The organism is Asticcacaulis aquihabitans, from assembly GCF_032490435.1.
GTDB lineage: Bacteria > Pseudomonadota > Alphaproteobacteria > Caulobacterales > Caulobacteraceae > Asticcacaulis.
In genome coordinates this window covers 678,784-700,660 of record NZ_JAVGWM010000001.1, presented here as the reverse complement: position 1 = coordinate 700,660, position 21,877 = coordinate 678,784, and the positions used below count along the sequence as shown (strand labels likewise).

At 59.2% G+C, this 21,877-nt stretch carries 16 protein-coding genes; 13 read left to right on the top strand and 3 right to left on the bottom strand.

Annotated features, from left to right (window positions below; translation table 11 throughout):
• Positions 1–131: 131 nt before the first annotated feature.
• The gene (locus RCJ00_RS03410) at positions 132–689 is read right to left on the bottom strand and encodes an NADPH-dependent FMN reductase (protein ID WP_316220277.1); all 558 of its coding nucleotides are present in this window, start codon (positions 687–689) and stop codon (positions 132–134) included.
• A 476-nt stretch (positions 690–1,165) separates the two neighbouring features.
• On the opposite strand from RCJ00_RS03410, the gene RCJ00_RS03405 reads away from it, so the two are divergent.
• The 8 genes from RCJ00_RS03405 to RCJ00_RS03370 all read left to right on the top strand — a co-directional run bounded on the left by RCJ00_RS03405 (position 1,166) and on the right by RCJ00_RS03370 (position 15,778).
• Positions 1,166–3,511, top strand: a complete 2,346-nt coding sequence (locus RCJ00_RS03405) for a glycoside hydrolase family 95 protein (RefSeq protein ID WP_316220276.1) — start codon at positions 1,166–1,168, stop codon at positions 3,509–3,511.
• A 152-nt stretch (positions 3,512–3,663) separates the two neighbouring features.
• Positions 3,664–6,372 (top strand): TonB-dependent receptor, encoded by a 2,709-nt coding sequence (locus RCJ00_RS03400; protein WP_316220275.1) that lies wholly within the window; start codon positions 3,664–3,666, stop codon positions 6,370–6,372.
• Positions 6,373–6,469: 97 nt separating this feature from the next.
• Entirely contained in the window at positions 6,470–7,783 is a 1,314-nt protein-coding gene (locus tag RCJ00_RS03395) for a glucuronyl esterase domain-containing protein (RefSeq protein ID WP_316220274.1), read from the top strand.
• A 90-nt stretch (positions 7,784–7,873) separates the two neighbouring features.
• Positions 7,874–8,650 (top strand): FadR/GntR family transcriptional regulator, encoded by a 777-nt coding sequence (locus RCJ00_RS03390; protein ID WP_316220273.1) that lies wholly within the window; start codon positions 7,874–7,876, stop codon positions 8,648–8,650.
• A gap of 127 nt (positions 8,651–8,777) precedes the next feature.
• A complete protein-coding gene (gene manD / locus RCJ00_RS03385) occupies positions 8,778–10,049 on the top strand; it encodes a D-mannonate dehydratase ManD (protein WP_316220272.1) in 1,272 nt (423 codons plus the stop codon).
• Between the two features lie 108 nt (positions 10,050–10,157).
• Positions 10,158–13,649 (top strand): malectin domain-containing carbohydrate-binding protein, encoded by a 3,492-nt coding sequence (locus tag RCJ00_RS03380; RefSeq protein WP_316220271.1) that lies wholly within the window; start codon positions 10,158–10,160, stop codon positions 13,647–13,649.
• 192 nt (positions 13,650–13,841) lie between these two features.
• The gene (locus RCJ00_RS03375) at positions 13,842–15,566 is read left to right on the top strand and encodes a cation:proton antiporter domain-containing protein (protein WP_316220270.1); all 1,725 of its coding nucleotides are present in this window, start codon (positions 13,842–13,844) and stop codon (positions 15,564–15,566) included.
• A 65-nt stretch (positions 15,567–15,631) separates the two neighbouring features.
• Positions 15,632–15,778: a hypothetical protein gene (locus RCJ00_RS03370; RefSeq protein ID WP_316220269.1), complete on the top strand. Its 147-nt coding sequence runs from the start codon at positions 15,632–15,634 to the stop codon at positions 15,776–15,778.
• Positions 15,779–15,824: 46 nt separating this feature from the next.
• Here the strand turns inward: RCJ00_RS03370 and RCJ00_RS03365 are convergent, their stop codons facing one another.
• Positions 15,825–16,409: an RHS repeat domain-containing protein gene (locus RCJ00_RS03365; RefSeq protein WP_316220267.1), complete on the bottom strand. Its 585-nt coding sequence runs from the start codon at positions 16,407–16,409 to the stop codon at positions 15,825–15,827.
• Positions 16,410–16,901: 492 nt separating this feature from the next.
• On the opposite strand from RCJ00_RS03365, the gene RCJ00_RS03360 reads away from it, so the two are divergent.
• The 5 genes from RCJ00_RS03360 (at position 16,902) to RCJ00_RS03345 (ending at position 20,820) form a co-directional block, all read left to right on the top strand.
• Positions 16,902–17,456 carry a hypothetical protein gene (locus RCJ00_RS03360; RefSeq protein ID WP_316220266.1) on the top strand — a complete coding sequence of 185 codons (555 nt, stop codon included), beginning with the start codon at positions 16,902–16,904 and terminating at the stop codon, positions 17,454–17,456.
• A 235-nt stretch (positions 17,457–17,691) separates the two neighbouring features.
• Entirely contained in the window at positions 17,692–17,991 is a 300-nt protein-coding gene (locus RCJ00_RS20685) for a DUF6289 family protein (RefSeq protein ID WP_524524936.1), read from the top strand.
• 174 nt (positions 17,992–18,165) lie between these two features.
• Positions 18,166–18,537 (top strand): hypothetical protein, encoded by a 372-nt coding sequence (locus tag RCJ00_RS03355; RefSeq protein ID WP_316220265.1) that lies wholly within the window; start codon positions 18,166–18,168, stop codon positions 18,535–18,537.
• Between the two features lie 228 nt (positions 18,538–18,765).
• Entirely contained in the window at positions 18,766–20,370 is a 1,605-nt protein-coding gene (locus RCJ00_RS03350; protein ID WP_316220264.1) for an oleate hydratase, read from the top strand.
• A 66-nt stretch (positions 20,371–20,436) separates the two neighbouring features.
• On the top strand, positions 20,437–20,820 hold the full coding sequence (locus tag RCJ00_RS03345) for a hypothetical protein (RefSeq protein ID WP_316220262.1): 384 nt from the start codon (positions 20,437–20,439) through the stop codon (positions 20,818–20,820).
• A 109-nt stretch (positions 20,821–20,929) separates the two neighbouring features.
• On the opposite strand, the gene RCJ00_RS03340 is transcribed toward RCJ00_RS03345, so the two are convergent.
• A complete protein-coding gene (locus RCJ00_RS03340; RefSeq protein WP_316220261.1) occupies positions 20,930–21,841 on the bottom strand; it encodes a nucleotidyltransferase domain-containing protein in 912 nt (303 codons plus the stop codon).
• Positions 21,842–21,877: the final 36 nt, after the last annotated feature.

Genomic DNA, 21,877 nt, shown 5'->3' with positions numbered 1-21,877 from the left:
TATCGGTGAATTGGATACCTCCAGGTGACGATATTTTCGTGTACGTTTCACCCTGTCCTTTACCTTAACCGCAACGGTTGGGCGGGGCCGGTACTATGATCGATGGTTCATCCTGCGGTTAATAGACATGGCTACCTCAATGGAAAGACCGCTTGCTCCGAAGTTTGCAGCAGCGTCATAGCCTCGTTCAAATTTGCGAGCATTTTCACAATCGCTTCGGCAGATGATTGCGAACGGATCATACCGTACTCATCCACGTCCTTGCCTAACAATGGAATGCATACGGAAGCAGATTCGATGATATTTGCGGACATTGTCCTAAGCGTCTCCCGGAGCGACGCGTCCGCATGTTGAGCGCGCGCCGACGCGTTGAGGACGACAACGGTCTTAGACACAAATGGCTCATAGCTGACAAGCCAATCCAGCGCGTTCTTGATGCTCCCTGTGACGCCGTGGGCGTACTCAGGACTTGCTATGAGTAGGGCATCTGCGGCTGCGACTTTACGCTGAAAGTCTTCGACAGTTGCCGGTATATTTGCTTCGAGGTCAGGATTGAATAATGGCAATTCACCCAGACCTTGGAACAGATCAATTTCGATTCCAGCAGGGGCCAACTGGCGAACCGTACGCAACAAGGCTGAGTTGATTGAGGCGGCTCTTAAACTGCCGGAAATGGCAAGGATCTTCACGTCTTTTCCTCTCACCCAGATTTTCTCTCGCCTAGCGACCTTCGCCTATGGTGGTGAAATCCAATAAACGCTTAATATAAAATGCCTGACGGGTGCAGCGATCACGGAGGCACCGGTTCCATATATATAAAATTGTCTAAGGCAATCCGTAAAAAAGCCCCCGCTTCGAAAAGCGGGGGCCAGGTAAGGAAGTTCGCTTCGGGCACCGGTCAGCATCAGGGAGATAGCTGACAATTACGCAAAAGCTATCAGACTAATATCAGCGTAATGTCTAAATTTCAATCCGAAAACTGGCCTTTTCTGGCGCTCGTGCGTGGGTGGTGGTGTCCGGCTCCGGGTAAGGGCGCGACATTTGGCCCATAAAGGCTTGAATTTGTCTGCTTGCTGATGGCGATATCCTGTGCCACAAAACATAATACATCAGATGTTTTATAAGCGATGGCGCCAACCGCCACGGTGGAAACAAGGAAACACGCATGATTATGACGCGTCGCGCCCTGCTGGAAGCAGGCATTGGAAGCCTCCTGGCGGCCGCCGTCACGCCGGCGCTGAGTCTTGCCGCCACACCCAATGCGGCGACGCCTGGCTCAACGACCCTGCTATGGTATGACAAGCCCGCCACGCGCTGGGTCGAAGCCAACCCCGTCGGCAACGGCCGCCTGGGGGCCATGGTGTTTGGCGGCATCAAGCGCGAACACCTGCAACTCAACGAAGACCGGCTGTGGTCCGGCGGGCCATACAGTAATGTCAACCCGGCGGCCCGTGACGCCTTGCCCATCATCCGCCAGATGATCTTCGACGGCCGTTTTGCCGAGGCGGAAGCCTATGCCGAGGCGCACGTTCAGTCGATTCCCATGCGCGAAATGGCGTACCAGTGCCTGGGCGATCTGTGGCTCGACTTTCATGACATCGACGAAACCTCGGCCAGCGACTATCGGCGGGAGCTGGACATCGGCGATGCCATCAGCCGCGTCAGTTTCAGTTCCGGTGGTGTGCGCTATGTCCGCGAAATCATCGCCTCGCATCCGGACAATGTCCTGGTCATTTCCCTGCGCGCCGAAGGCGGCCCGATTGCTGTCGATGTCGCCTTTTCGTCGGGATTGCGCAGCGATATCGCGCCCGAAGGCGACACGCTCGTCCTGTCCGGCGTCAACAATGCCGATCGCGGCATAGCCGGGCAACTGACCTTCCAGGCGCGGGCCCAGATCGTCGCCGAGGGGGGCACCGTGCGCGCCAACGGGCCGCAGCTCGAAGTGCGCGGCGCATCATCTGTGTGCATCCGTGTGGCCATGGCGACCAGCTACCGCAGCCCGACCGATGTCACGGGCGATCCCGCAACCCTAACCAAAAGCCATCTGGCCGCTGCGCAAGGCAAGGATATCAACGCCTTGCTGGCCGCCCACACGGCCGATCACCGCGCCCTGTTCGACCGCGTCTCCCTGACCTTGCCCGCCGGCAAGCGCGCCGCCCAGACCACTGCCAACCGGATCGACCACGTCGCGGACAGCGACGATCCCTCCCTGGCCGCGCTCTATTTCCAATTCGGCCGCTACCTGCTGATCGCCTCGTCGCGCGACAGCGAACCGGCCAATTTGCAAGGCCTGTGGAACGACAGCAACACCCCGCCCTGGGGCAGTAAGTTCACCATCAACATCAATACCGAAATGAACTACTGGCCGGTCGATGCCGCCAATCTGGGCGAATGCATCGAACCGCTGGTCGCCATGATCGGAGAACTGGCGCAATCGGGGGCACGAACCGCGCGGGAGATGTACGGCGCGCGGGGCTGGGTGGCGCATCACAACACCGACCTGTGGCGGGCTTCGGGCCCGGTCGATCATATGCAGACGGGGCTTTGGCCAACGGGCGGGGCGTGGCTGTGCACCCATCTGTGGGACCATTACGACTATACGCGCGACACCGCCTTTCTGGATCGGGTCTATCCGCTGATGCGCGATGCGTCTCTGTTCTTCCTCGATACGCTGGTTCGCGATCCCAATACTGGCTTCATGGTGACCAATCCGTCCCTGTCACCTGAAAACAACCATGGCCGCGGCAGCACCCTGTGTGCGGGCCCGGCGCTGGACAACCAGCTTTTGCGTGACCTGTTCGCCCAAACCGCACGCGCCGCCGAAATCCTCAAGCGCGACAAGGCCTTGCGCGGTGAACTCATGACGATGCGCGGCCGCCTGCCGCCCGACCGGATCGGCGCCCAGGGCCAGCTTCAGGAATGGCAGGCCGATTGGGACGCCGGGGCCCAGGATATCCACCATCGCCACGTGTCCCATCTCTACGGCCTGTTCCCCAGCCAGCAGATCAATCTCGATGACACGCCGGATCTGGCCCGCGCGGCGCGGGTCTCGCTAGAAACGCGTGGTGACGGTGCCACCGGCTGGGGGCTCGGCTGGCGGCTGAACCTGTGGGCGCATCTGCGCGACGGCGACCACGCCCACACGATTCTGAAAGACCTGCTCGGACCCGACCGGACCTATCCGAATATGTTCGACGCCCATCCGCCATTCCAGATCGACGGCAATTTCGGCGGCGTGCGCGGTATCATCGAAATGCTGGTCCAGAGCCGGGGCGACACCATCCATCTCTTGCCGGCCCTGCCGTCGGCGTGGCCGGACGGCGAGGTGAGGGGGCTGCGCCTGCGCGGTGGTGCGGATATCGACATTACCTGGTCCGGCGGACAGTTGAAAACGGCGCGGCTGCGCAGCCGTTTCTCCGGACGACGGACCGTGACGGCGGGCCGACGCCGCGCCCAGGTTAAGCTTGTGGCCGGCGGGGCTTTATCGCTCGGGCCTGCGGACTTCGTCTGATCGCCTATAAAGATCATACATAACCCATCATACAAATTATTTGACTAAGGTGTCTGACAACTGTACAGGGATGAACTGACGGTGGTTCGACAAAGAAATCGCCGCGAACAGACACAGGGCCGGCTTACGGTCACGAAAAAAGGGATGAATAGATGACGATCAAAAACAGTTTGATGACCTCAGGCGCGTGCCTGGCCGTGCTCCTCCTGGCGACCGGCCCGGCCTTTGCTCAGGACGCTGCTCCAGCCGAACAGGCCGCACCTGAACAGGCTGCGGCGGGGGAAGATACCGTCGTCGTCGTCACAGGCCTGCGCAAAAGCTTCCAGAGCGCGACCGATATCAAGCGCAAGTCGGCCCAGATTGTCGATTCCATTGTCGCCGAAGATATCGGCAAGCTGCCCGACACCAATATCGCCGAAACCCTGCAACGCATTCCGGGCGTCCAGATTGCCCGCAATACGCGCGGCGAAGGCAATGCCTATGTCGTCCACGGCCTGAAGCAGGTCATGACGACCCTCAATGGTCGCCTGCTGTTCACCAATGCCAACCGCTCCGCCACGCTGCTCGATTTTTCGGCCGACATCCTGTCCGGTGTCGATGTCTATAAGACCGCGACCGCCGACCAGATCGAAGGCGGGTTGGGCGGCCTGATCAATATCCACGCCGCGCGCCCGTTTGATTTCAAGGGCTTCCGCGCTTCCGCCACGGTGGCGGCCAATTACAGCGACATCCATGACGAAGTGACGCCGCGCCTGTCCGGCATCGTGTCCAACCGCTGGCAGACCTCGCACGGCGAATTCGGCGCCCTGCTCGGGTTCCAGTATGAACAGATCGATTCCGGCGGCTACCAGACCGGCACCAATGCCTATGTCAATCGTAACGACTTGTACGACCTGAACGGCGACGGCCATGTCAACAGTGCCAACGGCGCCGATATCATCCAGATTCCGACCAATGCCAAGGCGCAGTATGAGCGCGGCGAACGCCGCCGCGGCGCGCTCTATTCGTCGATGCAATGGCGTCCGAACGACGACCTGACCCTCTATACCGACCTGTTGTGGACCTATTCCGGCGGCCATTCCTCGACCAAGGTGCTGACCGTGAAATATGCCGCCGCCGACGGCGCCATCGCGGGCCCCATTACGCTCAAGCCCGGCACCAACATCGTCGATACCGCGACGTTCACCAACCCGATCGTTCAGGTTCAACAAGGCTTTTCGGACAACCCGTACAACAATTACAATGCGGCGTTCGGCGGCAAATATCACCACGATCATCTGACCGTCGGCGCCGAGCTGTCGTTCCAGCGCAGCGCCGGTCCGTTCTACAGCCGCTCCATCGTCCTGCAGGGGCGCGCCCCTAAGGCGACGATCGGTCTGTCGGGCGATCAGCCGGACATCAACCTGAATGGCTTCGACGCCACCAACCCGGCCAATTTCGCCTATGCCAGCTATAGCGACCTGGGCCAGCGCACCAATGGCAAGGAAACCGTCGCCAAGATCGATGTCCGTTACGACTTCGACAAGGGACCGCTGACGGCGGTTCTAGGCGGTCTGTACTATTCCGAGCACATCGCCAACAACAATGTCTACAGCGTGTCCTTCTCGCCGTCCAATTCCAGCATTCGTGTGCCGTTGTCGGCCGTGACGGAGTTGACGCCGAACGACCTGTTCGATGGCAAGAACAGCTCGCTGAACCAGTGGATCACGGTAAAGCGCGACATCCTGGCCCAGATGCGCGACACACGCGTTCTGGTCGGCGTTTCGCCCAACGATCAGGCCTATCCGCTCAACAACGCCTACAATTACAATGAAAAGATAACCGGCGCCTATCTCGAAGCCATGTTCGCCTTCGACAGCCTGCCGGTGCCGATCGACGGCAATATTGGCGTGCGCCAAGTTCACACCGACGGCGTCAACCATGTCTATCAGGTCGCCACGGCCACGACGCCGAACGCGATCAAGGACAGCGACGGCAAGTACTACACCGCCGTCTCGGGCGGCAAGCCGTATGACAACTTGTTGCCGAGCCTCAATGTTCGCGCCCGCTTCACCGAGGACCTGTTCCTGCGCCTGGCCTATTCCAAGGCGATCTCGCGTCCGGAATTCGGCAACCTGTCGCCGGCCCTGGTGCTCAACAACAACGGCACCGGCAGCGGCGGCAATCCGGCGCTCGAACCGGTCAAGGCCGACCAGTACGACGCTTCGCTGGAATACTATTTCGGCGGCTCGAACATGCTGGCCCTGTCGCTGTTCCAGAAGAATGTGACGGGCTTCATCCAGAAGTTTGCGGTGACCGAGGAGATCAACGGCACGTCGTACCAGATCAGCCGTCCGCGCAATGCCGGCACCGGCGATATCAAGGGCTACGAAGTCAGCTACCAGCAATTCTTCGACTTCCTGCCGGGCTATTGGTCCGGGCTGGGCGTCCAGGCCAACTACACCTATGTCGACAGCGCCCTGTCGGTCCTGGGCCAAAGCTACACGGCCGCGGCCGAGCAGTTGTCCAAGAACAGCTATAACGTGACCGGCATCTATGAAAAAGGCCCGGTGTCGATGCACCTGTCGTACAACTGGCGTGACAAGTATATCCAGACCACCTCAGGTGACAGCTTCAATCGTCCGCTAATGGTGGCGCCGTTGGAATCGCTCGATTTTTCGGCGACCTACAAGCTGAATGAGCGCATGTCGATCAAGTTCGACGCCGTCAACCTGACCAAGGCGTTCCAGCATCAGTACTACGGTCCGTCGCCGCTTGCGACCGTGACCAATGCCTCGGGCGACTATAGCGCGCCGCTGTTGCCGACCCTGGCCAACCAACTCGACCACAGCTTCGAAATCGGCTTCCACTACGCCTACTAAAGGCTTATCCGGTGGCGTACGGTGCGGGCTCTCTTTCCACCCAGTGGGAGAGGGCCCGCATTGGGTATGCCATTGCCCGTGAATTGAAAGGACGATTATGGCCATCCGCTGGTACGGCGCGCTTGCCCTATATGTCCTTATGGCCTGTGCCGGTGCTGCTGCTGTTGCTGCCCAAACGGCGCCCCCAAAAGGACTGGACGGCAATTTCGACGAAGCGCTGGCCGGGGGCCATGTCCTGCCCGATCCGCGGGTCATGCGCGATGGCCGCCCGGTCACCTCGGCCCGGATGTGGCAGGCCGAGCGCCGCCCGGAATTGGTGGCCCTGTTCGAAGACACGATTTTCGGCGTCGCACCGCCACCGCCGAAACAGATGCGCTCCGTCGTGACCGACACCGATGCGAAGGCATTAGGCGGCACCGCCACGCGCAAGCAGGTCACGCTTTATCTGAACGGCGACACGCAGGGGCCGCAGATGCATGTGCTCATCTACCTGCCCAATGGCGTGAAGGCCGCCCCCGTGTTTGTCGGCCTCAATTTTCACGGCAATCAGGCCATCAGCGACGATCCGGCCATCGACATCACCACGACCTGGCTGACCGATTACCAATCTCCCGGGATCGTCAAGCACCACGCCACGGCCGCCTCACGCGGGCAGGACGCCGCTGAATGGCCGCTGGCGAAAATCCTGGCGGCGGGATACGGCGTGGCCACCTTCGCGCCGGGCGATCTCTACCCCGACAGCGACAACATGATCGCTGAAAGCGTCCACCCCTTCTATGGCACCCAGTCCTCGGCCCCCAACCACTGGGGCGCTATCGCCACCTGGGCGTGGGGCATGAGCCGGGTCTACGACTATCTGGCCACCGATCGTCAGGTCGATGCCCATCGCATTATCGCCATCGGCCATTCGCGCTACGGCAAGGCGGCCCTGTGGGCCGGCGCGCGCGACACGCGGTTCGCCATGGTGGTGGCCAACGATTCCGGCGCGGGCGGGGCCAAGCTGTACCGACGTAATTTCGGCGAAAGCATCCGGGTCATGAATACCTATTGGTTCGCGCCGCGCTTCAAAACCTTCGCGTCGCGTGAAAACGACCTGCCGGTAGACGCCCATGAACTGATCGCCCTGGTCGCGCCGCGTCCGGTCTATATCGCCACGGCAAGCGACGACCTATGGGGTGACACGACGGGGCAATTCCTGGCGGCGCAGGCGGCCGATCCGGTCTACCGCCTGTTGGGCACGCAAGGGTTAGGCGTTTCCGTCATGCCGCCCGCCGACACGCCGGTTCATTCGATCATCGGTTTTCACATCCGCACCGGCCCACATGCCATCACCGACTATGACTGGAGCCAATATCTGCGTTTTGCCGACACCCACCTTCACGCCAAAATTGTAACCCGAATTGTAAAATGAAGCGGACTGCATTAGAGACAGTCATCTGATATATTTGGTGATATATTTTGGATCGGTAGACGCCGATAGTAAGGGTAGGGCGAAGCAGTCATGTCAATCCCAGCGGACAATCAGAAGCTTTATCAGAACATCATCGCGGCGCTTCAGGCGGATATCGCCGAAGGACGCTTCCGCGAAGGCGATCGCCTGCCGCCGGAACGGGTTCTGGTCGAACGCTTCCAGGTCAGCCGCCTGACGATTCGCGAAGCCATGATCGGCATGGAAATTTTGGGCCTGGTCGCCGCGCGGCGCGGTTCGGGCGTCTACGTCACCGCCGCGCCGGCCGGTGGCATCGCCACCAGTGAGCTGGATATCGGCGCCTTTGAATTGACGGCGGCCCGCCGGGTGGTGGAGGGCGAGACGGCGGCGCTGGCGGCCAGCGCCGCCTCGGACGCCGATCTGGCCGAACTGGAAGACGTTCTGACCCGCATGATCGCCGAAAATGCCGAGGGCGAAACCCTGACGCACGATGAGGCCGCCGACCGTGAATTCCATCTGGGCATTGCCCGCGCCACGCAAAACGACGCCCTGGTTCTGGTGGTGAAAACCCTTTGGGACGTGCGCGAACGCTCGCCTCTGGCCATGGAAATGCTGCGCCGCTCACGTTCGGCGGGCGTCAAGCCGCTGATCGATGATCACCGTGCCATTCTCGACGCCATTTCCGCCCGCGACCCGGATGCGGCACGCAACGCCATGCGCGACCATTTGGGCCGGGTCATCGAAAACCTGCTGGTCGTGACCGAAATGGATGCTATCAATCGGGTGCGCGACGAAACAGCCCGGCTGCGGGGGCGGGCGGGCTTGGCCATATCCCGCGCGGTCGGCTGAGCGTCCATTGCGAAGGGAAAAACCGCCTTTCCGCCGATGCTGCCTTGTTTCACCCGACCAGTTCTGTATATTGGTCTGATAAATTCATCTGACCAATAATAACCTAAACGCCCTAAAAGTTCAATTCATGCAAACTAAAGACCTCCTGTCCCCTTCCGCCGCACCGACGGCACCCGCTCATCGTGGCGCCGCCATCATCCGTTCGGCCCGCGTCATCGTCACCTGTCCGGGGCGAAATTTCGTCACCCTCAAGATCGAGACCGATCAGGGTGTCTACGGCATTGGTGATGCGACCCTCAACGGGCGGGAAAAGTCCGTCGTCGCCTATCTCGAAGAGCACGTCATACCGACCCTGATCGGCAAGGACGCCCAGCGCATCGAAGACATCTGGCAATATCTCTATCGCGGCGCCTATTGGCGGCGTGGGCCGGTGACCATGACGGCCATTGCCGCGGTCGATACGGCGCTGTGGGACATCAAGGCCAAGCTGGCGGGCATGCCGCTCTATCAACTGCTCGGCGGAAGGTCGCGCGATGGCGTTCTGGTCTATGGCCATGCCAATGGTGCGGATATCGAACACACGGTCGATGAAGTCGGCCGCTACAAGGAGATGGGCTATCGCGCCATCCGCGCCCAGTCGGGCATTCCCGGCGTCAAGGGCGCCTACGGCGTCGGGCGCGGCGACATGTATTACGAACCCGCCGACGGCACCTTGCCGACCGAAACCCTGTGGAACACGACCGCCTATCTCAGCTATGCACCGAAGTTGTTCGAAAGGCTGCGCGACACCCACGGCTTCGGCATCGAACTGCTGCACGACGTGCACCATCGCCTGACGCCGATCGAGGCGGGTCGCCTGGGTAAGGACCTGGAGCCCTATCGCCTGTTCTGGATGGAAGATTCGACCCCGGCTGAAAATCAGGAGGCCTTCCGCCTGATCCGCCAACACACCACGACGCCGCTGGCCGTCGGTGAAATTTTCAACACCATCTGGGACTGCAAAGACCTGATCCAGAACCAGCTGATAGATTATATCCGCACCACGGTGGTGCATGCCGGCGGCATTACCCACCTGCGGCGCATCGCCGACCTGGCGTCGATGTATCAGGTGCGCACCGGCAGCCACGGCGCCACCGACCTGTCGCCCGTCTGCATGGGGGCGGCCCTGCATTTCGATACCTGGGTGCCCAATTTCGGCATTCAGGAATATATGCGCCACACGCCGGAAACGGACGAGGTGTTCCCGCACGACTACAGCTTCAAGGACGGCTATCTGCATGTCGGCGACACGCCGGGGCACGGCGTCGATATCGACGAAGCCCTGGCGGCGAAATATCCGTATGAACCCAAGCAACTGCCCATCGCCCGTCTTCAGGACGGATCGATGTGGAACTGGTAGGGTAAACGACAAGGCTGTTAAACGATAAGACAGGTGACGGCGCGGGCATGTATCCGCGCCGCGCCACAAAACGGGCAAGGCAAACGCTTTTGAAAGGTCAGGGACGTCATGTCGCTTGCTCGCTTGTTGTCACGTCTGTGCATCACCCTTCTGCTCATCGTCGCCGCGCCCGTGGCGGCCAAACCGTCTGAGCAGGAAATCACCGGTCCCTGGCGCTCGGCGCTGTTCGAAGCCGACGCATCCGGCAAAACGAACGGCGCGGACGCTGCCTATCAAGCGCCGGAATTCAGCGACGCGGCATGGACCGCCGTCGCGGTGCCGCACAACTGGCAGGGCTATACCTATGCCCGCCAAGTGGTCAACGGCAGCCGCCATGGTACGGCCTGGTATCGCAAAACCATAGACATTCCCGTCCGCGCCGCCGGTGAACACGTCTTCCTGATGTTCGAAGGCGTCAACAGCTACGCCACCATCTGGCTGAACGGCAAACCGGTGGGCCGGCACGGCGGCGGCATGACCAGCTTCACCCTCGATGTCACGGCGGCGGCGCGTCCGGGCCGCAACCTGCTGGCCGTGCGCGTTGACAATCCCGCCGGTATCCGCGACCTGCCGTGGGCAGCGGGCGACGACAGCCCGATGAACGGCTTTGCCGAAGGCTCGCAGCCCTTCGGTATTTTCCGGCCTGTCCACGTCATCGTCAAATCCGGCCTGCGCATTCAGCCGTTCGGCCTCTATGCCTGGGGCACCAAGGCGACCGTCACGGCCGATAGCGCCACACTCAATGTCCGCAGCGAACTTGAAAATCTCACCGCCACCACGCGCCGCTTTCAACTGGTCGATGAACTGGTAGACAGCGATGGCAAGGTCGTCGCCACTGTGACGCGCGACACCGAATTGGCCGCCGGGGCGAAGGCGCGCGTCGACCAAGTGTTTCCCGCCATCCTGCGTCCGCACCTGTGGTCGCCCGCCGATCCGTATCTCTACACCCTGCGCGCCCGCCTGATCGAAAACGGCCAGGTCATCGACCGGTCCGAAACCGCATATGGCATCCGTCATCTCGAAATCGCCACGAATGCCGACGGCACGCGACAACTGATGATCAACGGCGCGCCATTCTTTATTCACGGTACGGCGGAATACGAACATCTGCTCGGCGACTCTCAAGCCTTTTCGCCCGAACAGATCCGCGCCCGCATCGCCCAGGTCAAGGCCGGCGGCTTCAACGCCTTCCGCGATGCCCACTATCCTCATAATCTGCGCTATGGCGAGCAACTGGCGCAGGACGGCCTGATGTGGTGGCCGCAATTCAGCGCGCACAACTGGAACGACACGCCGGAATTCCGCGCCAACTTCCTGGCCCTGCTGGGTGACTGGGTGCGCGAACGGCGCAACAATCCGGCCAACTTCCTGTGGGGGCTGCAAAACGAAAGCACCCTGCCGGAAGCCTTCGTGGCCGAAGCCATGGCCGTCATCCGCGATCTCGATCCGACGGCCTCGGTCGAACGGCTGATCGTCACCTGCAACGGCGGCAAGGGCGCGGATTGGAACGTGCCGCAAAACTGGTCGGGCACCTATGGTGGCGATCCGGAAAAATATGGCGATGAACTGAAAAAACAGGGGCTGGTCGGCGAATACGGCGCCTGGCGCTCGCTCGGCCTGCATTCGGAACGGCCTTATCCTGCCACGGCGGTCTATGACGAAAGCACCATGACGCATATCCTGGAAACCAAGGCGCGGCTGGCGCTGTCGGTTAAGGACCGCGTTGTCGGTGATTTCGTCTGGCTCTTGACCACGCACGAAAACCCTGGCCGCCCCATGCGCGTCGACGGCACCCAGATTTTCGACGGCATCCGTCCGCTCGAACATATCGGACCGGCCAATAACAAAGGGCTGATGACGCTGTGGGGTGAACCGCTTGACGCCTATTACATGCTGCGGGCCAAGACCGTACCGGCATCGCAAACCCCGGTCGTCTACATCGTTTCGCATACCTGGCCGGACCGCTGGACCGAACCGGGCGTCAAATCTGGGATAAACGTGTTTTCCAACTGCGACAGCGTTGAACTGTTCAACGACGTGACGGGCCGGGTATCGCTCGGTGTCCGGCCGAAACCGGCCGACGGCGTGCCCTTTACCTGGGACAAGGTCGATATTCGCTACAACGCCCTGTCGGCGACCTGCCGGATCGGCGGCAAGGCCATGGCGCGCGATGTCGTTACGCTTAACCACCTGCCGCCGGCGCCCGATCTGGCGTCGCGCGTCAAGGACCTCAGCGACATCACCAAGGGCAAGCCCGGTGCGGCCTACCTCTATCGCGTCAATGCCGGCGGGCCCGACCTGCGTGATCGTGACGGCCAGCTCTGGCTGGGCGACCGTCACCTGAGCGCTGGCGCCAAATGGGGCTGGACCAGTTGGGCCGACGACTACCCCGATCTCGATCCGGCGCTTGGCAGCCGCCGCGTCCATTACGATGCGGTCGAAGGCACGTCTGAGCAGGCGTTGTTTGGTACCTACCGTTTTGGCCGCGACCGCCTGAGCTACAGTTTCGCCGCCCCGAAAGGCAACTATGAGATCGAGCTCTATTTCGTGGAGCCGTGGTATGGCCGCACGGGTATCGACGCCACCGGTTGGCGGTTGTTCGACGTCGCCGTTAATGGCAAGACGGTGCTTAAGGATGTCGATATTTACCGCGAGGCCGGGTTCGAGCGCGCGCTGAAAAAGGTGGTCAAGGCCTCGTCCGATGGCCGCATCGTCATCAGCTTTCCGCGCGTCGCTGCCGGTCAAGCCGTCATTTCCGCCATCGCCATCCGCCAGGCCTCACCGCGCGCCGGGGGGACCTATGCCGGGGCTGACAGCGACGGCACCGATCTGATCGCCGCCTCCGGTGCGCGCGGCTTCCTCGACAACGGGGAGGCTGTCGGCGTTGCCAACCTGACCTGGAGCAGCTTGCCGGTAGATTTGCTCGACAGTGACTGGACGCTGACAGGTTTCCGAACCCGCGTCGATTCCGACGTCTATATGCCCTTGCGCGATGGCCAGACCGCGCCCGCCGGATGGGCCGATACCGACCTGACCGCCTTGTGGGTCGGCGAGGGCGGTGGCGCCGTCCGCTTCGCCACGCGCCGCTTTGGCGCCGGCGAAACCGTCGCCGCACCGGCATCCGGACCATTACTGGTCCGCCGCCATCTGCCGTCACCCTACGCGCCGGGCGTCTTTACCTTCGTCAAGACGGTCGGCCTGTTCGAAGCCGAAACTGCCAAGCTCGACAAAGCGGTGATCGGGTCGAGCCTGAAAGGCTATGGCGGCCCCGGCTATGTCGATATCCAACCGGGCGGGACCGTCACCTGGACCGTCAGCTACGGCGCGGCTGCGCGCCACAGCTTCAAGTTTCGCTATCAAGGGGCGACGACCGGCCACCTGACCCTGACCGACGAAAGCGGCATTGTCGCCGCCGATATGCCGGTGACGTTCAAGGCGGGGGAAACAGGTGTCTGGCTGGAAGCCACCATCGAGACACCGACCCTGGTCAATGCCGGAACCTATGCCCTGACCCTGACAACCGAGGCGGGCGTGGTCGTGGATTCCTTGCGGATGCAGTAAGCGGGCAGGGCGGCGTTGGCGATGAACCCACGCCGCTTTCCCATGCCGCCAAACAGATTTGTGAAGAGAAAATCGTCCGCATTGGGTTGACAGCTTAGTCTTACGCCCGGAAGGTAAAGCTAATCCGCGACAGGTGCGCTGTATAGTCGCCATATCGTGGGCCTTTTCTGTGTCAAACTCTAAAGGCGGCCAATGGACCATCATAATATATCCCTCATAACTACGTTAGCGACCGGTTTTGGATTGGCGCTGGTGTTCGGCTTTATCGCCGAAAAAATCAAATTGCCGGCACTGATCGGTTATCTATTCGCCGGTATTCTCATCGGACCGGCGACGCCTGGTTTTGTTGCCGATACAAACATCGCCTCACAGCTTTCGGAAATCGGCGTCATGCTGCTGATGTTCGGCGTGGGCCTGCATTTCTCTATCGCCGATCTGATGTCGGTGCGCCGCATCGCCTTGCCCGGGGCGGTGGTGCAGATGTCGCTGGCCACTGTGCTGGGCATGGCGCTGGCCATATGGGGGTGGGGCTGGAATCTGGGGGCCGGGCTGGTTTTCGGCATTTCGCTGTCCTGCGCCTCGACCGTCGTGCTGCTCAAGGCGCTGGAGGCGCGTAAGGCAATCGACAGCATGAACGGCCGCATCGCCGTCGGCTGGTTGGTGGTCGAAGATCTGGTGACCGTGCTGGTCCTGGTTCTGCTGCCGCCCCTGGGCCAGCTTCTGGGCACCAACGCCGCCGCCGGGGCGCACGCTGCCTTTACTGGCAATATCTGGGTGGAAATCGGCAAGACCTTGCTCAGCGTCGGTGCCTTTATCGCGCTCATGCTGCTGGTCGGGCGGCGCGTCCTGCCGTGGATATTGCTTCAGGTCGCCCGTACCGGCACGCGCGAACTGTTCACCCTGGCCGTTATTGCCGCGGCGATCACCATTGCGTGGTGCGCCTCCGAACTGTTCAGCGTGTCGTTTGCGCTCGGGGCCTTCTTCGCTGGCATGGTCATGCGAGAATCGAAGTTCAGTCATCGTGCCGCCGAAGAATCACTGCCGCTGCGCGACGCCTTTTCGGTGCTCTTCTTCGTGTCGGTCGGCATGTTGTTCAACCCGATGGTGCTGGTCGAAAAGCCGCTGGAAGTGCTGGCTGTCGTCGCGATCATCATATTGGGCAAGGGCATAGCCGCCGCTGCCCTTACCCTTATCCTGCGCTATCCGCTCAACACCGCCTTAACCGTGGCGGCGGGCCTGGCCCAAATCGGCGAATTTTCCTTCATCCTGGGCGGGCTGGGCGTCAGCCTGGGCATCCTGCCGCAGGAAGGCATGAACCTGATCCTGGCCGGGGCGTTGATTTCCATCGCGCTCAATCCGTTCGTGTTCAAAGCCATTACGCCCGCCACGGCGTGGGTGCTCAAACATTCAGTCCTGGCGCGCAAGCATGAGCGCCGGGATGACGTGCTGTCCGCCCTGCCGGAAACGACAGCGGACAAATACCTAAGCGGCCAGGTGGTGGTGATCGGTTTCGGCCGTGTCGGCAAACGCCTGACCGCCTCGCTTGACGCGCAGGGCATCGCCTATGTCGTGGTCGAAGAAAACCGCGAACGGGTGGAGGAACTGCGCAAGGACGGTAAGGCGGCCGTCTTCGGCAATGCCGTTCAGCCGGACGTGCTAGTCCAGGCGCACATCGCCACCGCCGCCATGCTGGTCGTCGCCACGCCCGACCTGATCGACATTAGCCAGATGGTCGATACCGCGCGCCGCCTCAATCCCGGCATCGAGATCGTTCTGCGCACCCACAGCCAGGACGAGATGGACTTCCTGCGCCGCGAAAACATGGGCGAAGTGTTTTTTGGCGAAGAAGAACTGGCCAAGAACATATTGGGCCATATCCTGAAACGCTTCGATACTTCGGTCGTGCCTGTCCACTGAAGCATCTGGCCGTCATCTCCGGTTATACCCGATCGGGGTTCGACGCCGGCACGGCGGGCGGCTTGGTGAGCGTCATCACGTCCTATAACGTTCAGCACAAATTCACGGCGGACCTGACTGACGACTATCTCGATGAGGCAGGCTTGTTGCAGGACCGCCCGGTGCGATTTCACGAGGCGGATTTCGACCCGAACTCGGCGCGACTGTACTGATAATCGGAGCGTAGTGCCTTATGAGTTCCGGACGTGGATGACTTTATCAGAAGGCAAGCGGTGATCCGAACGATGAGCGTCCCTCATAAATGCCATATCTGATAAAGTGAAGATACGGGTTAATGTTCGCAGCGGCAATGTCAGGATAGTTCTGGAGATACAGAGTGGTATTGAAATATGGAGACGGGTTACGGCCCTCCCGCCATCCCGAACTACTATAGTGGTCCAGTGGATTGATGTTGGCGGCCGCAATGTCAGGATAGGTGTTCAAATACCAATTGGTGTCAAAGTAGGCGCTCGCTCGCCGGCGCTCGCTCCATCCGCCGTTTTGAAAGTGCACATAGGGATCTATGTTGGCGCTATAAATATCCGTATAGTATATCCTGTAAAAATCCGGATCAAACCCACTATCGGTTATGCCCGTTCCACTACGTTTGGATGTTCTGTTTCCGGCAGAATCATATGTGTAAAATATAGACGTGCCATTTGGGTACAATACGCCACCGACACGGCCCAGGGCATCGTAGACGTATTTATGGTATACATCAGCCATCGCCACCCGAGGCAAAATCGACGCTGCTAAAGCACTGGCGACCACGAACCGCCGATTCAGCAAAACATTTGAGCCCATAAGATTCCTCCCTTATCCCATTAATGGTAATATTTGATAGGAGGAGTCAACAGAGGAGCATGCTCAGGATTGTGCGAAAATCGACTTATGATTGATTTTAAGCACATATGGATGAACCTGTTAGAGGCAGTTTTTGAGCGATCTAATGAACTGATATCGATTGAGAATTCGCCACTGTGTTCAGTTTCGTACTTCGATTAATCCTTAGCTTTGGGGCACGCTTCACCGACAAACTCCATGCCGTGCCCCAGCAGCCCGGTCTTTTCTGCACAAGAAGAACTGGCCAAGAACATATTGGGCCACGTCCTGAAACGCTTCTATACTTCGGTCGTGCCTGCCCACTGATGCGTGTATTGGTAACGACCGCTATGACACCTTCGTGAGTATTTTTCAGGTAACGTGCTTTGCCTGAAACCTAGTGCATGGGTTACACTTGCCACCTAAGCTTAAGGCAAACGGGAACAGGGCGCGATACACTTAGGAGTAAAGGTCATGATCGGCGCATATAGCTACACCATCGTTCAGCCCGCCATACCGTTGGAGGCGGTGACGCCGCTGGAACGGCTGGTGCTGGGGGAGGTGATGGACAGCCGTACCCGCCGAAAGCGCCTGCACCTGTGTGCCTATGACGACCTGACGACGCGGTTCGACCTGTTTCTCAAGGATGCGGTCGGTGCCCTCGACGCCAGCCGGGGTCGCGACAGCGTCCTGAACGGCGTTGTCGCCCGCCTGATCGCGGCGGCGCCCGCCGACGCCGACAGCATCCGGCTCGACCTCGACGCCGAAGCGGTGTCGCTAGCGCATATTCTTCAGGACATTGTACGCCGTTCGGCCACGCTGACGCATCTGGTCGTCACCTCCGGCTATACCCGATCGGGTCTCGATACCGGCACGGCGGGCGGCGCGGTGAGCGTCATCACCACCTACGATGTCGAACACAAATCAACGGACGAATGGATCGAAGACTATCTCGACGATGCCGGGCTGCTCCCAGACCGGTCCGGTGACATAGCCCGGTTCGGTCCCCATACCGCCCGGCTGTATTGAGTGCTGCCATCTGCGGAATATATTTCCGGCTTTGTGCTGGGCACCACAACTACACCAGCAGAGTGTCGAGCAGTGGTTTAGCAAGCCTAAGCGAATTTAGAGGCCATTTCTCCAACCTAAAGTTGGCGCCTCTAACGAAATCGTGAATGGCAAAACAACCATAGGTGTTTAAAGGTATCTGCGTATATTTTAATTTCATTGCGTTCGTTATATTTATCTGGCTGAGGGCAGTGTTATGAAAACGAAGTTGTCTAAAATCGTGATAGCAGCGGGTGTCGTCTTTTCCTTGGGATTGACAATCGCGGGCGATGTTCTGGCTGCGCCTAGTCAGGCGCATTATATACAGTATTATTCCGATTCAACCTATTCAACACAAGTCGGGTACTTTAATCTTAATTGTAGCGGAAGCCATTCATCTGGCGGATCTGTAACTGAATATTATAAATATCAGTGGGGCAATTGTGATCCAGCTTGCAATGATCCGGTAATCTGCCCGGATGACCCTTTAGGGGAAGGTGGGACAAGGCTTTGGTAGAATTGCCAAGCTGAACCCATTGTATAGCCAAGTCTACGAAGCTTGCCTGGCATCCGGCGCGTGAATGAGCAATAACCTCGCTTAGAGCACACGGCCTTTTCGCTGTGGGTATCGTCACGCCGTGACTGTTTCGCTGCGGCGATTCAGCTTAGACCGCTCTGACGGGAGCGCGTCATGTCACTTAACAAGGAAAATGTCGAGGCGTTCGCAGGCCTCATGCAGGCCATGCGCGATGCGATGGCCGGCTATGACGTGCCCGAAGGCCGCTCGGGCATTGCCTGCGCCAAAGGCACGATCACGGCGCGTCTGAACAATATCAACGTCATCACCGCCGCCTTGGCAGAGCGCGAGCCAAACGCCAAGGACACCTACGAATTTACGCAGACCCTGAGCACGCTCAAATGGCTGGCGGGGGACAACTACGTCACCAAGGACTTCGCCGGCGTTGATCTCAACCTGCAAACCGGCGCCCTTGCCGGCGCGGACACATTCGCCGTGGCGATCGAGAGGCTGATGGCCGAGTTGACGGCTATGTTGGAGGGGTAGGCGGAGGCGCCAGACCGTCTTAGCTCAAACGACAGATAGTTCCCCCGCCTGCCAGCGGCAGATTGCCGCGATTTGACCAAAGTCAAACCGATAGACAACCGACGGGTCCATTATCCGGACGGTAAAATTGCGCCGCACCTCCGTGTCTGAGGCGGCCATTTTGCTCGCTCGTCTTTTGATCCGTGGCGTCCTTTCGTCATTGGATGGTCTTACAGAAAGGGTCCGCACATGGACACCTCGGTAGCAAACGCATTCTCTTCATCCCGGTCCGATCGTCGCGCCCACCTGATTGGTGGCGGCATTGGGTCATTGGCGGCGGCCGCCTTCATGATCCGCGACGGTAATCTGCAAGGCAGCCATATCACCATCTATGAGGCCCTGCCGGTCGTAGGCGGCAGCCTGGACGGCGCCGGCATTCCGGCAGATGGCTACCGCCTGCGGGGCGGGCGCATGCTGACGACCGACAACTACGAATGCACCTGGGACCTGTTCAAGGGAATACCGTCGCTCAATGACCCGGCCACGACGGTGTATCAGGAGACCGTGGCCTTCAACGAAAAGCACAGATCCCATGCCATGGCGCGTCTGGTCGATAAGAGCCGCCACATCCTGGATGTCAAATCCATGGGGTTTTCGATGCAGGATCGCCTCGAACTGGTGAAAATCTTCGAAGCCTCCGAAGAAGAATTGGGCACCAGCTGTATTACCGACTGGCTGTCCCCAGGCTTTCTGGAGACGCCATTCTGGTACATGTGGCAGACGACCTTTGCCTTCCAGCCCTGGCACAGCGCCGTCGAATTCAAGCGCTATCTGCATCGTTTCATGCTGGAATTCACCCGCATCGAAACCCTGGCCGGCGTCAAACGCACGGTCTACAATCAGAATGACTCCCTGGTCCGCCCTCTGGTGCGCTGGCTGAAGGCGCAGGGCGTCCAGTTTCAAAGCCATTGCCAGGTCAACGATCTGGAACTCACGCAAGAAAACGGCAAGCACATCGTCACCGCCATCAAAGCTACGCGTGACGGCAAGCCGGAAGCCATATCCGTCCGCACTATCGATCTGGTCATCTTGCAAAACGGCTCCATGACCGACGCCTCAAGCTTTGGCTCCATGACCCAGGCGCCGGAAAAGCTGGGCAAGGCCGCAAGCCACAGCTGGGCGCTATGGGAAACCCTCGCCGAGGGACGGCCGGAATTCGGCGTGCCATCGGTCTTTAACTCAAGCATCCCCGAAAGCTATTGGTTGTCCTTTACGGTGACCTTGCCCGACACGGCCTTCTTTGACGCCATGCAGAAATTTTCGGGCAATGAAGCCGGTACCGGTGGCCTGGTGACGTTCAAGGACTCCAATTGGCTGATGTCGATCGTTCTGGCGCACCAACCGCATTTCGTCGATCAGCCCGCAGGTGTGCAGGTCTTCTGGGGCTATGGCCTGCATCCGGACCGTATCGGTAATTTCGTCGCCAAGCCGATGTCGGACTGTACGGGCTTTGATATTCTGCAAGAGCTGTGCGGCCATCTCAATTTTGACCCGCATATCGTGCAGTCAGCCAATTGTATTCCGTGCCGGATGCCCTATATCACCAGTATGTTCATGCCGCGGTCGCGCACGGATCGGCCTTTGCCGGTGCCTGAAGCCTCGCACAACCTGGCCTTCGTCAGTCAGTTCGTAGAGGTGGCCGACGACGTGGTCTTCACGGTCGAATATTCCGTGCGGGCGGCTATGATCGCCGTCTACCAACTGCTCGATATCCAGCGTCCGGTCGTCCCTATAAATCGTCACGACAATTCACTCACGGTCGACATACAGGCGGTGTTCAAGGCTTTGGCCTGATCGCGTCCGCTCTCATTTTCACGAGCTACCCCCCCCCAGGAGCTATCCTCTCAAGGAGCTATCACGATGTCATTTTTCCATGCCGTACTGCTCATCGATCATCACACCGCAAAAATCCTGCAATTCGATGCCAAGCAGGTCGAAATCGAGACCGTATTCGAAAAGACCCTCCATACCCGCCAGCATAATAGCGAGGTGCGGACCGAGCATGAATTTTTCACGGAAGTCTGCAATGCGCTCAACGGTATAGCCGAAATACTGGTTGTCGGGTCGCACATGGCCCAGGCCGACTTCCGGCGAAATATCGAAAAGCACCACGCTGCGGTCGCCAAGCGGGTTGTCGGCTGGGAAACGGTCGATCATCCGACCGATGCCCAATTGGTCGCCTTCGCCCGCCGTTATTTTGCCGAGCATGAGCGGGAGGCGCAATCCCCGCCCGCCGCGTCCTAAGCGCTTATCGGGGCGGGGGGGGGGCGGCGTTAATACCGACGTCGCCTCAATAGTGCGGCGAGGTCATCTTTCTACAACCCGGACGAAAAAACAGCCCAGAGCACCGTCATTATACAACCAAGAGGCGCATAAACTTCGAGTTTGTTCCCACGCTATAGATTAAATTACGCATTTGGTCGCCGAAGAGGTACGAATTTTTTGAAAGCTCATCATAATTGTCCTCAAAATATAGAACGAGCTCATCTTCAGGCTTATCAGTCAACTTGAGGAAATCGGCATATCCCGCAAACAATTCCTGCTTTATTGATGTGATGTGGGTGGAATTTTGAGATTGCGAGACACTTTCGATCCTATCTAATGGAGTCAAATATACCATTTCTTTGGCGTCAGAAATCGTAACGGTTCCATTTTTCTGATATCGAGACAGGAGAAAGCAAATAGCCGAATAGCAAGTCAGCATTCGGCTATGTTTAAGTTTGAAATTTTTTACCTTGGCCTTCTTTTGCTTCCGTCTGCGTGCGAACTCGTAATTTACGCAGAAAGTACGCCAAAGCCTTAGTATATCGTTGCATAGGAAAGCGGGAATGAACCCGTCAGAGTGGTCAGAAAAATCCCGAAAATATTCTTCAAGAACCTGGTCGATCACAAAATCAAAGACCTTTGCGCCGATTAACGGCCTGCCCTCCATAAACATAAGAAGCCGACCAGTCAGAATATTCCGATAGTCGTCTTCCTGCCCGCCTAAATGATTTAAAAAATCAAATGTAGAATGACATTCAAGGAATTTTCCATCGCCATCGAAGTCCGGCAAATTCAGATCGCGAACTGCGTTTATCAGTTCGGCCTTCACCAGTATAGTGTCGAGATTTGATAGCGCATTAACTGCTGCGGGCTTCTGCTTTTTTACTTTTGAGACAATAAACAGATCAAGATCACTTTGTGATCCTGCTTCGAGCCTTCCAAAAGAACCGGTCGCGTAGACACATGCCTTTCCGCGCACCATCTTTTCGACGGACGACAAGCGTTGTTCCAATTGATTGATTATACCAAGTGTTCT